We start from the raw sequence: 12335 nt of genomic DNA on the forward strand, positions 1-12335 counted from the left end.
GGCCCTTACCGGCTCCACGTACGAGCGCGACCCCGTCGTCCCGTGCCGGGGCCGTCCGTCGTCCCGGGGTCCTTCGGTATAGCCTTGGGCCCGTGATCAGGGTTGGAGTTCTCGGCGCCCGAGGGCGCGTCGGTGTCGAAGTGTGCAGGGCCGTCGAGGCGGCGGACGATCTGGAGCTGGTCGCGGCCGTCGACCAGGGCGACCCGATCGAGGGGCTGGAAGGCGCCGAGGTGGTGGTCGACTTCACCCACCCCGACGTCGTCATGGGCAACCTCGAATGGTGCGTCTCCCACGGCATCCACCCGGTGGTCGGCACCACCGGCTTCGACGCGGGACGGCTGGCGACCGTCAGGGGCTGGCTGGACGCCAACCCCGGGGTCAACGCGCTGATCGCCCCCAACTTCGGCATCGCGGCCGTGCTCATGATGCACTTCGCCCAGCAGGCGGCCCGCTACTTCGAGTCGGCCGAGATCGTCGAGCTGCACCACCCCAACAAGGCCGACGCGCCCTCGGGCACAGCCCGCCGCACGGCCGAGCTGGTCGCCGAGGCCCGGCGCAAGGCGGGTTCCGCGCCGATGCCGGACGCCACCAGCACGGAGCTCGACGGGGCGCGCGGCGCCGACGTCGACGGGGTCCGCGTGCACGCGGTCCGGCTGGCCGGGCTCATCGCCCACCAGGAGGTCATCCTGGGTGGCGACGGCGAGATCCTCACCATCCGCCACGACACCATGAACCGCTCGTCGTTCACCCCGGGCGTGCTGCTGGGCGTGCGCCGGGTGCGCGAGCTCCCCGGCCTCACCGTCGGACTGGAGCACCTTCTCGACCTCTAGCGCGTGGCCCGCCGGTTCCGCCGCCTCCGGAACCCCGGGTCTCGCGCCGCTCGTTGCACGACCATGACGCCTTCCGAGCTCGCCTGCCCGCTCTGTCACGGCACCGCGTTCCAGCAGGAGCAGGGCAGGCTCGACAGCCGCTGGGGTATCACCTCGCACCGGTTGACCCTGATGATCTGCGAGCGGTGCCGCTATATCCTCCACTTCTATGACAAGCACTCCATCTTCGACTTCGACTGAGGTCCGCTGGGCGCGGCCGGAGGAGCTGGCCGGGCTGGTGGCGGTGGAGCTGGCGGCCGACGGGGTCTTCGCCCAGGTGGGGATCACCTTCCCGCCGGGGACCACGATGGTCGAGGAGGCCGACGACCCCTCCCGGGTGCTCGTGGCGGGCGACCCGCCGATCGGGTTCGCCCTGTTCGGCCTGGTTGACGGGCAGGTCCACCTCGACCAGCTCGCCGTCCACCCCGACCACGGGCGCAGGGGGGCCGGTGGGCGCCTGCTGGAGGCCGTCTGCGAGCACGCGGCCTCGACCGGCTTCGCCGCCGTGACGCTGACGACCTACCGCGACGTGTCCTGGAACGCGCCCTGGTACGCCCGGCGCGGCTTCTCCGTGCTCGACCCCGCCGAGTGGGGGCCGGAGCTGGCCGAGCTGGTGCGCCACGAGCGCGAGCTGGGCATCGAGATCGCCCCCCGCGTCGTGATGCGCCGCATCCTGTGACGGGATCGGTTCAGCGGATCGTGAAGCCGGGCTTCGGCAGGGCCGGGTGGCGGGGCCTCGGCGGGGCCGGCGAGCCGGGCCTTCGCGGGCTCAGAGGGCCAGGCCGACGGTGAGCAGCAGGCCGTACACGAGCTGGAAGCGGCCCGTCTGCTGGAGCGTGGCGATGAGCGCGGGGCCGGTCGCGCCCGCCCGTACGGCCTTCACCGGGGCGACGGCGAGCGGGGCGGCGAGCAGCGCCAGCGCCGCGAACGGCCGCCAGGGCGCCAGCGCGGGCGCGATCACCAGGGGCAGCAGCAGGCAGAGGGTGTAGAGGACCCGGGTGCCGCGGTCACCGAGCACCACGGCCATGGTGCGCTTGCCCGCGGGTCTGTCGGTCACGATGTCGCGCAGGTTGTTGACCACGAGCATCGCGCAGGCCAGCAGGCCCGCCGGGACGGCCGCCGCCACCGCGAGCCAGGGCAGGTACTCGAGCTGTACGTACGTGGTGCCCGTCACCGCCACCAGGCCGAAGAACACGAAGACCGAGACCTCGCCGAGCGCCCGGTAGCCGTACGGGCTGGAGCCGCCGGTGTAGAACCAGGCGGCGGCGATCGCCAGCGCGCCGACCAGCAGCAGCCACCACGCGCCGGTGGTCACGACGAGCACCAGCCCGGCCACCGCGGCGGCCAGGAAGCAGGCGAGGGCCGCGGTGAGGACCTGGCGGGGCGAGGCGGCGCGGGAGCCGACCAGGCGCATCGGGCCGACCCGGTCGGAGTCGGTGCCGCGCACCCCGTCGCTGTAGTCGTTGGCGTAGTTGACGCCCACCTGGAGGGCGAGGGCCACGAACAGGGCCAGCAGGGCCCGCCACCACACCCCTCCGGCGTATCCGATCGCGACTCCGGTGCCGACGGCGACGGGGACGACTGCGGCGGGAAGGGTGCGCGGACGTGCTCCGGCGATCCACTGGCTCGGGGTGGCCATGGGCGTGCGAGGTTCCTCTCCGGCTCTAGCTGATGTCGGTCGCCAGGCGGATCATCCGCACCGTACGGCCCATGTCGATGACCCGCTCGGCCCCGTCGGCGCCCCACCCGGCGGACTCCAGGAAGCCGAGCACCGCGTAGTTGTCGGCGAAGACCCAGGTCACGATGGTGTGGTAGCCGTCGTCACGGAGGTAGTCGACTGTGGCGTTCAGCAGCCTGCTGCCGTGGCCGCGCCGGACGTGGTCGGGGTCGATCAGGAACGTGAGCATCTCCCCGGCGGTGGTCGGGTCGAGGTCGGGATCCTCCGCCGGGGCGTGTGAGGCCAGACCGGCGACCTTCTCCGCGCCCTGCAGCGCGGCCATGGCCTCGATGCCGCCGGGACCGAGCGCCGGGAAGGCGTCGGTGTCGAGGACAACCTGCTCCACGGCCACCAGCACGCGGTGCCGGCGGCTGGGCGGCGAGGTGATCGCGTCCTCCCACTGCTGGCGCCACATCTTCTCGGCCGCCGGGCCGGTCATCTGCTCCAGCGGTCCTTCGGGAAGGAAGTCCCGGTAGCCGTACTTCCACGCGCGGATCTGGGTGCCCGTCACCGCGGCGACATCCTCGTGCCGAGCCGCCCGCACGCCTACGTCTGCCATCTCGGCCCGCTCCTTCTCTGCCGTCTGCCGTCGCCTCGAAACGCGCTGTCTCGTAGATCTCGTGCCACGCGAGCGGGCATCAGGCGGGTGGATCCGTGAGGCAGGCTCTTACACCGTATCGGGGAATCCGACTCAGAGATGACGTGAACCCGGCTCCGTCTGCCGTCGGGCCCGATATGCCCTTGTCTTCGTGCGGTTGCCGCAGACCCTCATGGAACACCACGAGCGTGAACGATTCTTGGACGAGTCGACGAACGCCCACTGGCAGGTGCTCTCGGTGCAGACCTTTAGGCGCGGCCACATCCCGCCGGAGTGGGCGCTCATCACGGCGGCGACGATCCCGGCCAGGCCGCCGGGCACCCCAGTCGCGACCGGTTCGAGCACCGGCCCACCGGCGGTCAGGGCGACGCGCAGCGGGAGGGCGCCGAAGGACCGCGACGGCCCGGGGTCGTGATCACCGCCGCCGGGGCGGTCGTGGTTGTGGCGGAGGGTCTCGCGGAGGGTCTCGCGGAGTTCGACGGCCGTCGCCAGATCCGTATCGGTGGCCGTGTCCTGCGGGCCGATCAGGCCTCGTCCGGCCAGCCAGGCGGTCAGCGCGGCAGGGGAGGGGATCGAGTCGGTCCCCTCCTCGACGTCGTACGTGTTCACGAAGGCGATCACCAGCTCGGAGGGGTCGTTCATGTCGTCGCTTACCTCCTCCCTCTTCGCAACCACTGTACGCCATTAGGGGGTTGTGTTCCTTTCGACACCATCATAAGGGCATAGATGGTGTTTTGAGGAGGTTGTCATGTGGTACCTGGCCTATCTCGCGTTCAAGGAGACCGGCAGGCGTGGTCAGAGGGGGTCCAGGGCCGTCGCCAGCCTGCGCACGCCCTCGACCAGTTCGGCCGTGTGGACGGCCGCCGAGTGGGTCACCCTGATGCGCGGGCCCGGCGGCTCGGCGGGGTAGTAGATGCGCCCGGGACTCACCAGGGCGCCCGCCCTCCTGGCGGTCTCCACCACGGTCTCCTCGTCCCGGTCCTCGGGGAGCCGTACCCACACGTGCAGGCCGCCACGGGGGACGAGGTGGATCCCGGCGCCGGGCATCCGGGCGGTCAGGGCGGCGGCGAGGGTGTCCCTGCGAAGCGCCAGCTCGGTGCCCAGGGAGGCCAGGTGGCGCCGCCAGGCGGGCGAGCCGACGAACTCCAGCGCCGTCTCCTGGAGCGGCCTGGCCACGAAGAACGACTCCACGAGCTGGCTCGCCCTCAGGCGCCGGGCGGCGGGGCCCCGGGCGACGACCCCGGCGACCCGCAGGCTCGGCGACAGGACCTTGGTCAGGGAGTTGATGTGCACGACCGTGCCGTGGGCGTCCAGCGCGACCAGCGGCGGCGGTACGGGGGAGGTGGTGAAGTAGCGGGCGTAGTCGTCCTCGATCACGAACGCCCCGGCGGCGCGGGCGATCGCCAGCACCTGCTCGCGGCGCTCCAGGGGCAGGGTCGCGCCGGTGGGGTTGTGCAGGGTCGGCTGGCACAGGAAGACCCGCGCGCCGGTCACGGCGAACGCCTCCGCGAGGAGCTCGGGCCGCACCCCGTCGCGGTCGACGGGCACGGCCGTCGCGCGCAGCCCGGCGGCCCGCGCCGCCGCGAGCGCGCCCGGGTAGGTGGGGGTCTCGACGAGGACGGGGGTGCCGGGGGCGGCGAGGGCGCGGAAGGCGTGGATGAGCGCAGACTGCCCGCCGCTGACGATGAGCACGTCCGACGGGGTGACGTCGCCGCCCAGTTCCTGGGCGAACCACCTGCGCAGCTCGGGGAGACCGGCCAGCGGCGGCATCGCCCAGACGTCGGGGCGGCGCAGCGCCCGGGAGGCGGCGGCCGACAGGGCCCTGGAGGGTCGCAGGACCGGGTTGAGGTAGCCGCCGGTGAGCGGGATGACCCCCTCGGGCGGGGCGGTGAGCAGGCCGCTGACCTCGCTGTCGTCCACCACCCTGTCACCGAGCGCCACCGTCTGCCACGACATGTCGGCGCTGTCGCCGCCCCGCGTGATCGCCGGGGCCACGTAGGCGCCGCTGCCGGGCCTGGTGATCACCCTTCCCTCGGCGGCGAGCCTGCCGATCGCGCGCGACACGGTCACCGGGCTCACGTTGTGCAGCCGGACCAGCTCCCGGCTCGACGGCAGCCGGTCGCCCGGACGGAGCCGCGACACCTCCTCACGGAGCGTGGCGGCGAGCCGGACGATACTGCTATCGTCATTCATGAGTGAAAAGAGTAGCGCTATCGTACCAAATCGGATAGCGGCGGGTACGGTCTCGCCGGGAGAGGTGCTGCCCGGTGTGGTGCCTCCACGGGAGGCACGTCACGATCGGCGGCCGGCCGGCGCGGTGCCGCCCGAGGCGCCGGGCAGGGCCTGGCGGGGGACCCTGCTGGCCGGGCTCGGAGTGCTGGCGTTCTCGGGGTCGTTCCCGGCGACCGTCTTCGCGATGGAGGGCTTCGACCCCTACCTGGTGGCGGTCGGCCGGGCCGCCGTCGCCGCCGCCGCGGCCGCCGCGTTCCTGCTCGTGGCCGGGGTGCCGCTGCTGCCGCCCAGGTCCCAGCTCCGGTCGTACGGCGTCATCGTGGCGGGCGTGGTGTTCGGCTTCCCCCTCTTCAGTGGCCTGGCGCTCTACGCCGGGGCCTCCACCTCGCACGCCGCCGTGGTGATCGGGCTGCTGCCCGCGGCCACCGCCGCCTGCGCGGTGCTGCGGGCGGGGGAGTGGCCCAGGGCGCTGTTCTGGGTGTCCTGCGGCCTCGGAGCCGTGTCGATCACCGCCTTCACCCTCAGCATGGGCGGCGGCCACGTCACCGGGGCCGACCTGCTGCTCGTCGGCGCGCTGCTGTCGGCCGCCGTCGGCTACACCGAGGGCGGGCGCCTGGCCCGCGCGACCCCCGGCTGGCGGGTGATCTCCCACACCCTCGTCCTCGCCACCCCGCTGACCGTGCCGATCACCGTCGCGCTCGCGCTCACCACCGACGTGCGGCCCACCGCCGCCTCGCTGGCCGGGTTCGCGTACGTCGGCCTGGTCTCGATGTTCCTCGGCTTCATCCCCTGGTACGCGGGCCTGGCCATGGGCGGCATCGCCCGCGCCGGGCAGACCCAGCTCGCCCAGCCGCTGCTGACGCTGCTGTGGGCCTGGCTGCTGCTCGGGGAGCTGTTCGGCCCGGTCACGATCGCGGCGGCGCTGGCCGTCCTCGCGTGCGTCGCACTGACGCAGCGGGCCCGCTCCTGAAAGCCTTCGGGGCCCCCGGCGGCTTCTGGGAGCTCCCGCCGTACTTCCTGCCCAACCACCGCGTCCTGATGGACCACGCCCGCGACGCGGGCCTCGGCGTGCTCTCGTACGAGGAACAGGCGGACAACTGGCGCGTGGCCATGGCCAGGATCCGCGCCATCGTCGAACGCTGGGGCATCGAGTTCCCCGCCATCCCCGAACTCGACATCGACGGCGTCCAGGTCGACGTCATCGACCCCGAGGAGATCATCCCGGTGTTCTAAGCGCCTGATCGGTGGCATACGAAAGCCCCGGCCTTCCTTGGACCGGGGCTCGCTGCTGTCCGGGTCTCGTACCGGGCTACGAGGCCACGCCCTCCAGCCGCGCGACGACACGGACGAGCAGGTCGCGGATCTCGACCTGCCCGGCTTTGAGTTCGGCGACGTCCTGGGGTACGCGGTTGAGCTTCAGCTCCATACCGCTCTGCCCGGCTTTGATTGCTGCGATGTCGCTTTTGATCTCAGCGATGTCGGATTCGACGGTGTCGATCCGATCCTCGATGCACGGCATGCGACCAGGATAGGACGATCCCCCGCGAGCGTGAGGCCGATTCGGAAGGAAGCATCGCGTCACCCGCTTTCGAAGGCGGGAAGCCGGGTGAAACCGCTCCGAGCTGGGAAAATTCACCGTGCGCGCAACCGCATGACCCCGGAGGACGGCAGATGGCCGATCAGCCCCATGACTCGCCCTGAGGGCGAAGACTCCTCGGCGCCCGTCGGTCCACCTCCCGCGCACGCTTCCGATCCGGCCCCCGCGTCCGGTGCGGAGCCCGTTCCCGTACGAGCACCCGAGACGAGGTCCCTCCAGCGGCGAAGTCATATCGCCCTCGTGCTGCTGACGCTGGCGGCGGGGGCGATGGACGCGATCGCCTTCCTCGGGCTCGGCGGTGTCTTCACGGCGAACATGACCGGCAATCTCATCCTTTTCGCCCTCGTCGGCCGCGAGGACTGGCTGCTCCACGCGATGCGCTCCGGACTCGCCTGCGCGGGGTTCTGCGCGGGGCTCCTCATCGGCTTCACAATGCCGGGACGTCGCGAGGGGCACGCGTTGTGGCCGTTGGCCGCCGTCAGGCTCCTGTGGGCCGATCTGGCCCTCCAGATCGCCTTCCTCGCCGGTTGGGCGCTCATCGCGGGAGCCCCCAGCCCTGTCGCGATCCTCGCGCTGATCGGGACGGGATCCTGCGCCATGGGCATGCAGGCCGCCGCGGCCCGCCGCGTCAACCTCGCCGGCATCACGGCCACGTTCGTCACGGGCACCCTCACCTCGCTGTTCGAGACCTCGGCGTCGGGCTGGTCCACCGACAACCGGCGTCGCGCCGCCATCGTGGTCGCTCTCGTCCTCGGTGCCCTCTGCGCGTCCCTGCTCCTGCGTTTCGCGCCGCCATGGGCCGGTGTGGTCGCCCCGGCCTGCACGTTCCTCGCGCTCGTCGTCGTACATCCGTACGTGCGGGGGGCGCGTTTCCGGGGACGCCGAGGACGACCGGACCGAGAGCCCCAGCGGTGATTCGCGGCCGATTCATGAGGTTTTCGCAGGACGAGAATGGATATTCCAGGGCGGGTCGATTGTGGGTCTGTCGCTCGGCCGGTGAATCGCTTAGAAATGAGATCGGGACTCCGACTTCCACTCTCGCCCGATCACGACGGCCAGGGGCGAGCGGAGATCCTCCGATGACATAAGGAGATGACTCGTGGGCGTGGGCCTCTCGGTGGGAGATGTGGTCGAGGACTTCGAGCTTCTTGACGAGACGGGCACGCGGCGGCGGCTCAGCGAATTCCTGGCGAAGGGGCCGGTGGTGCTCTTCTTCTATCCGGCGGCCATGACCTCCGGATGCACGGCCGAGAGCTGCCACTTCCGCGACCTGGCGGCCGACTTCGCCGCCGAGGGGGCGACCAGGATCGGGATCAGCCGCGACCGGGTCGACCGGCAGGCGAGATTCGCCCAGGCCAACCAGCTGGGATTCCCGCTTCTCTCCGACCCTGACGGCACCGTCGCCCGGCGCCTCGGCGCCCGCCGCACCGTCGCGGTGGGCCCGTTCCTCACCCGCCGGATGACCTTCGTCATCGACGTGGACCACCGCCTCCTGGAAGTGATCCACAGCGAGAGCTCCATGGAGGCCCACGCCGACCGGGCACTGGAAGCCCTCCGCTCCCGCCCGCACCCGTGACCGGAGCGCGAGAAAGCCCTCTGATGCTCCGGTGACACTTCGTGATCTCCCACGTTGAGGTCCCGCGAACACGGGTGTCGCACGAAGATCTGAGTCATGAGCAATGAATCGGGATGGCGGATAGCGCTCTCTGCTCTGTTGATCGCGGGCCTGCTGACGGGAGACGCGGCGGGCCGGGTCGTGAGGCACCCCGGCCCGGCCGACGTGCAGCGGATCGGTGAGCCGGCCGCCCGCTGGCACCTGAGATACGCGACCGAACCCGCGACTGCCGACATCACACACCGGGTCGTTCCCGCCGCGGGAAACCAGGCATGGCTGTTCGTCACCGGCGAAGGGCGCCCCGGTACGTCGTTGCTGCACTGGAACACCTCCGGCTGGAATCCCGTCGGCAGCCTGCCCGGCCAACTGAAAAAGGCCGAATACATCGACGTCAGCGACTCGGCGTCCGGCGACGCGGTGTTGGTGATCAACCATGTGCCGGACGAATGGGATGATTCGACCGAGCACCTCTGGCAGTTCTCCGGTGGCCGCTGGACGCATCATCGTCCCCGCCACCTGGACTGGACCGGCGACTTCGCCGTCGTCGGCCGGAACGACGTGTGGCTCGCGCAGGGAGGCGGTCCCGACGGACCCCCTCCGGACATGGTTCATTGGGACGGCACGGCCCTGCGCCGGCATACACCCCCGGAGGCGACGGACCTGGCCGTGGTGGCGGCGGCCGGTCCCGATGACGTGTGGGTGGTCGATGACAGGGGCTGGCCCAGAATGCTGCACTGGGACGGCGGGCGATGGAGCGTGGCCCCGCTACCGTGCACTCCTGCTCTCGCCCGGCGCGGTTGCCACGGACGTCCCTTCCTCAGCCGGTTGAGTGGTCTGGCGGCGGGGTCGAGGAATGACGTGTGGGCGGTCGGCCCCGGTTGGGCCGACGGTGCCCGCCCGGTCGTCCTCCACTGGAACGGCGTGGCGTGGAACCAGGTGAAACTCGATGTGAACCACCACACAGGGCTGGTGGCTGTGCGCACCGACCCCGTCGGCGGTGTGTGGATCGCCGCCAATCCCGCCGACGGAACGCCCTACGTGCTCAATCTGCGCAACGGCGAATGGACGAGGTCTGCTCTTCCTCGAAGTGGTCCGCCCGCCCACATCGTGGACATCGCTCCGGCGCCCGGCACCACCCACCTGTGGGTCCAGGCCCAGCACGGCGACGGCCCCGGGAAAACATCCCTGATCTACGAACTCCAGTGACGCCCGGCCGGGTCTGGCGGCCGCCGGCCCGCGCTTCGGCGCCCGCCGTGCCGTCGCGGTGGGCCCGTTCCTCACCCGCCCCGCCCCTGACGTCAAGAGCCGTCTTTCTCCTGCTCCCGCGGCCATTTCTCGGGTGGCGACACGTACGTTCCGCGATGGCGGACGGTGAAGACCCAGCCCTGCTCGCGAAGGAACGCGACGGAGTTCCGGATGGTCACCTTGGCGACGCCGTACTGCTCCATGAGCACTTTCTCGCTGGGAATCGCCCGGTTTGGAGAGAAGTCGCCGTTGCGAATCCGCCCGGCGATCTCAAGGGCGATCTCCTGGTAGAGCGGCGTTTTGCGAGGAGCGCGTGGAACGTCCGGCTCGCCGACGAAGGTGCCCTCACCCTGAACCGTGTAGACGAGCCCCTGCTCCCGAAGTTCACGGGCCACCCGTCGCGCGGTCGTACGGGCGATCCCGTACTCACTCTCAAGCTCGGTCTCGCTGGGCATCGCTTCGCCGGGAACGATGTCGCCGCTGCTGATTCGTCCTCGAATCTCATCCGCTATCTGCTTATAGACCGGTATGGGACCGTCTCGATCGAGCACAGTTGAATGCTAGACCAATAGATACGTATACCCACAAACCAGACGTCTGATAGCCGTGGAGGATACGAGCTTGTAGACCGGAGTAGACGTCATCACTTATAGTCACCGAGTGAGCGCATGGGGGATGGAAGTCCTTGTGGTGGCGGGGGTGCCGGGTGGGCGGCATCACGGGCATCACGTGGCGCCGTTGCAGGTGGGCTACGAGCCGATCGACTGGAGGCCCGAGCGGCCGAGGGCCGACCGGTTGCGGATCAAGGAGCACACCTGTGACTGCCTGCCCACCTTCTATGAGCTCTGTCAGGCGGGCGGGCTGATGTTCGTACGGCGAACGGAACGGGCGAGAAAGGGAGTGGTCGTGCACGAGCCGCCCTGGGTGGTCGCCAAGCGGACACAGGAACTGTGGCTTCGGCTCCTGATGGGCGCCGCCCACTGACGATCGGGCGCCGGGAGGAGGACGACTCCGGACCGGCGCCCACAAAAGCCCCCGAGCTCCCTGAAGGAGGCCATGTCGTCCGGGGAGATCGGGCGGCGGTCCCGCACCGGTCGGAGGGTCCGGTGCGGGACCGCCGGACAGCGGCCCGGCAGGCGTCCCTTCCCACACTCACCTGCCGGGCCCCGTCCCCCTCACGGGGGGACGCGGCGCCAGGCGGTGTCGATGACGACGGTGGGGTCGCGAAGCCGGCGCGGGAACTTCGGCCGGGACTACCTGAGGGAGTACGGCCGGGGAAGCTTGAACCCGCGGTCGGACATCACCTTGCGCAGGCGGTCGGGGTAGTCGGTGATGATGCCGTCGACGCCGTCGTCGATGAGCTTGTTCAGCGTGGGCTCGTCGTCGACGGTCCACGGGATCACCTTGATGCCGAGGCGGTGCGCCTGGTCGACCATCTCCTTGGTGACGTAGGGCTGGTAGCCGGGGTCGGTGATCTTCCCGTTCTGCGGGGTGCCGTGCACGGGGGAGAAGGCTGTCGCGCCGAAGGACTTGATCGCCTTGAGCGGGTCACCGCCGAAGTCGTCGATGTCGATCCCGCCGAGCCAGGGGGACGCGCCGGGCTGTCCGGTCTGCAGGAAGTCCCGGTTGGTCAGGGCCACGAGAGGCAGCTTCCGGTCGACCTGGCGCATCCGCATCAGGGCGCCCCAGTCGAAGCTCTGGATGGTGACCTGGCGCCGCATCCCGGCCTTGCGGATCTCGGCCGCCGTGACCTGGACGAACTGCTCCCTGGGGGCCGTCTGCTGCGGCGCCCCGGCCTCGACCTTGGTCTCGACGTTGAGCATGACGTCGTGCGCGCGGTAGCGCTTGACCAGGTCGAACACCTCGCTCAGCAGGGGCATCCGGGCTCCGGGGTCCGGCCGCTGGCCGGGGAACTCCGCCAGCGTCTGACTGCCGCAGTCCATGGTCCTGACCTGCGCCAGGGTCAGCGTGTTGATGAACTTGCCGACGTAGGGGAACTCGGGGTCGCCGTCGAACGCGGGGGCGGTGTCCCGGCACTTCCTGCCGTTGATCTGCCGGTCGTGGGTCACGACCGCCTTGCCGTCCTCGGTGATCTGCACGTCGAGTTCGAGCGTGCTGACCCCGAGTTCCAGACCGTTGGCGAACGAGGCGAGAGTGCTCTCCACGACCAGTCCCAGCCCACCCCGGTGGGCCTGCAGGTCGAAGGTGCGGCGGTGGTGCCTGTCGCCGTCGCCGTGCCCGTCGGCGGTCGCCGTCCCGGACAGCGCCCCCATCGCGACACCGATCGTCGCGATCACTGCGGCCGCACGCCATCTACGCATCTGTTGTCCCTCTTCGTGGCTGATCTGTCAGGTGACCGGATCATGGTTGGACGATCCGTTCCGTCCGAGAGTCAGCCACGTGTGCGGCCAGAGGGGATATTGGGGCTGAAGGGAATTTTAAGGCTTTATGACCGTTTCCCT

The 12335-nt window shown here is 70.7% G+C and carries 16 protein-coding genes; 9 read left to right on the forward strand and 7 right to left on the reverse strand.

What is annotated here, in order from left to right:
• Window positions 1-92: 92 nt before the first annotated feature.
• From dapB to ACTOQ2_RS10800, 3 genes are all read left to right on the forward strand, one after another.
• Window positions 93-830, forward strand: coding sequence for a 4-hydroxy-tetrahydrodipicolinate reductase (gene dapB, locus ACTOQ2_RS10790; protein ID WP_440071126.1), 738 nt, complete (start codon window positions 93-95; stop codon window positions 828-830).
• 63 nt (window positions 831-893) lie between these two features.
• Window positions 894-1070: a hypothetical protein gene (locus ACTOQ2_RS10795; RefSeq protein WP_362677621.1), complete on the forward strand. Its 177-nt coding sequence runs from the start codon at window positions 894-896 to the stop codon at window positions 1068-1070.
• Window positions 1039-1548 (forward strand): GNAT family N-acetyltransferase, encoded by a 510-nt coding sequence (locus ACTOQ2_RS10800; RefSeq protein WP_440099501.1) that lies wholly within the window; start codon window positions 1039-1041, stop codon window positions 1546-1548. The genes ACTOQ2_RS10795 and ACTOQ2_RS10800 overlap by 32 nt, the downstream gene beginning before the upstream one ends.
• A gap of 90 nt (window positions 1549-1638) precedes the next feature.
• Here the strand turns inward: ACTOQ2_RS10800 and ACTOQ2_RS10805 are convergent, their stop codons facing one another.
• From ACTOQ2_RS10805 to ACTOQ2_RS10820, 4 genes are all read right to left on the reverse strand, one after another.
• Window positions 1639-2508, reverse strand: coding sequence for a 1,4-dihydroxy-2-naphthoate polyprenyltransferase (locus tag ACTOQ2_RS10805; protein ID WP_440099502.1), 870 nt, complete (start codon window positions 2506-2508; stop codon window positions 1639-1641).
• A 25-nt stretch (window positions 2509-2533) separates the two neighbouring features.
• Entirely contained in the window at window positions 2534-3145 is a 612-nt protein-coding gene (locus ACTOQ2_RS10810) for a GNAT family N-acetyltransferase (RefSeq protein ID WP_362677609.1), read from the reverse strand.
• Window positions 3146-3277: 132 nt separating this feature from the next.
• Window positions 3278-3826, reverse strand: a complete 549-nt coding sequence (locus ACTOQ2_RS10815) for a CGNR zinc finger domain-containing protein (protein WP_440099503.1) — start codon at window positions 3824-3826, stop codon at window positions 3278-3280.
• A 153-nt stretch (window positions 3827-3979) separates the two neighbouring features.
• On the reverse strand, window positions 3980-5377 hold the full coding sequence (locus tag ACTOQ2_RS10820) for a PLP-dependent aminotransferase family protein (RefSeq protein WP_440099504.1): 1398 nt from the start codon (window positions 5375-5377) through the stop codon (window positions 3980-3982).
• 76 nt (window positions 5378-5453) lie between these two features.
• Between ACTOQ2_RS10820 and ACTOQ2_RS10825 the strand changes: the two genes are divergently transcribed.
• The gene (locus ACTOQ2_RS10825; protein WP_440099505.1) at window positions 5454-6386 is read left to right on the forward strand and encodes a DMT family transporter; all 933 of its coding nucleotides are present in this window, start codon (window positions 5454-5456) and stop codon (window positions 6384-6386) included.
• The gene (locus ACTOQ2_RS10830) at window positions 6353-6649 is read left to right on the forward strand and encodes a hypothetical protein (RefSeq protein ID WP_440099506.1); all 297 of its coding nucleotides are present in this window, start codon (window positions 6353-6355) and stop codon (window positions 6647-6649) included. Before ACTOQ2_RS10825 ends, ACTOQ2_RS10830 begins: the two co-directional genes overlap by 34 nt.
• A 76-nt stretch (window positions 6650-6725) precedes the next feature.
• Here ACTOQ2_RS10830 and ACTOQ2_RS10835 read toward each other — a convergent pair whose 3' ends face one another.
• A complete protein-coding gene (locus ACTOQ2_RS10835; protein WP_440099507.1) occupies window positions 6726-6935 on the reverse strand; it encodes a hypothetical protein in 210 nt (69 codons plus the stop codon).
• 318 nt (window positions 6936-7253) lie between these two features.
• Here ACTOQ2_RS10835 and ACTOQ2_RS10840 point away from each other — a divergent pair, with 318 nt between their 5' ends.
• The 3 genes from ACTOQ2_RS10840 (at window position 7254) to ACTOQ2_RS10850 (ending at window position 9834) form a co-directional block, all read left to right on the forward strand.
• Window positions 7254-7928, forward strand: a complete 675-nt coding sequence (locus ACTOQ2_RS10840) for a YoaK family protein (RefSeq protein ID WP_440099508.1) — start codon at window positions 7254-7256, stop codon at window positions 7926-7928.
• A gap of 184 nt (window positions 7929-8112) precedes the next feature.
• Window positions 8113-8589 carry a peroxiredoxin gene (locus tag ACTOQ2_RS10845; protein ID WP_440071135.1) on the forward strand — a complete coding sequence of 159 codons (477 nt, stop codon included), beginning with the start codon at window positions 8113-8115 and terminating at the stop codon, window positions 8587-8589.
• A 96-nt stretch (window positions 8590-8685) separates the two neighbouring features.
• Window positions 8686-9834 carry a hypothetical protein gene (locus ACTOQ2_RS10850; protein WP_440099509.1) on the forward strand — a complete coding sequence of 383 codons (1149 nt, stop codon included), beginning with the start codon at window positions 8686-8688 and terminating at the stop codon, window positions 9832-9834.
• Window positions 9835-9926: 92 nt separating this feature from the next.
• On the opposite strand, the gene ACTOQ2_RS10855 is transcribed toward ACTOQ2_RS10850, so the two are convergent.
• Window positions 9927-10424, reverse strand: a complete 498-nt coding sequence (locus ACTOQ2_RS10855; RefSeq protein WP_440099511.1) for a GntR family transcriptional regulator — start codon at window positions 10422-10424, stop codon at window positions 9927-9929.
• Between the two features lie 109 nt (window positions 10425-10533).
• Here ACTOQ2_RS10855 and ACTOQ2_RS10860 point away from each other — a divergent pair, with 109 nt between their 5' ends.
• Window positions 10534-10857, forward strand: coding sequence for a hypothetical protein (locus tag ACTOQ2_RS10860; protein WP_440099512.1), 324 nt, complete (start codon window positions 10534-10536; stop codon window positions 10855-10857).
• Between the two features lie 269 nt (window positions 10858-11126).
• Here ACTOQ2_RS10860 and ACTOQ2_RS10865 read toward each other — a convergent pair whose 3' ends face one another.
• The gene (locus ACTOQ2_RS10865; RefSeq protein WP_440099514.1) at window positions 11127-12194 is read right to left on the reverse strand and encodes a glycerophosphodiester phosphodiesterase family protein; all 1068 of its coding nucleotides are present in this window, start codon (window positions 12192-12194) and stop codon (window positions 11127-11129) included.
• Window positions 12195-12335: the final 141 nt, after the last annotated feature.

It is taken from the genome of Streptosporangium sp. H16 (assembly GCF_051918855.1).
Taxonomy (GTDB): domain Bacteria; phylum Actinomycetota; class Actinomycetes; order Streptosporangiales; family Streptosporangiaceae; genus Streptosporangium.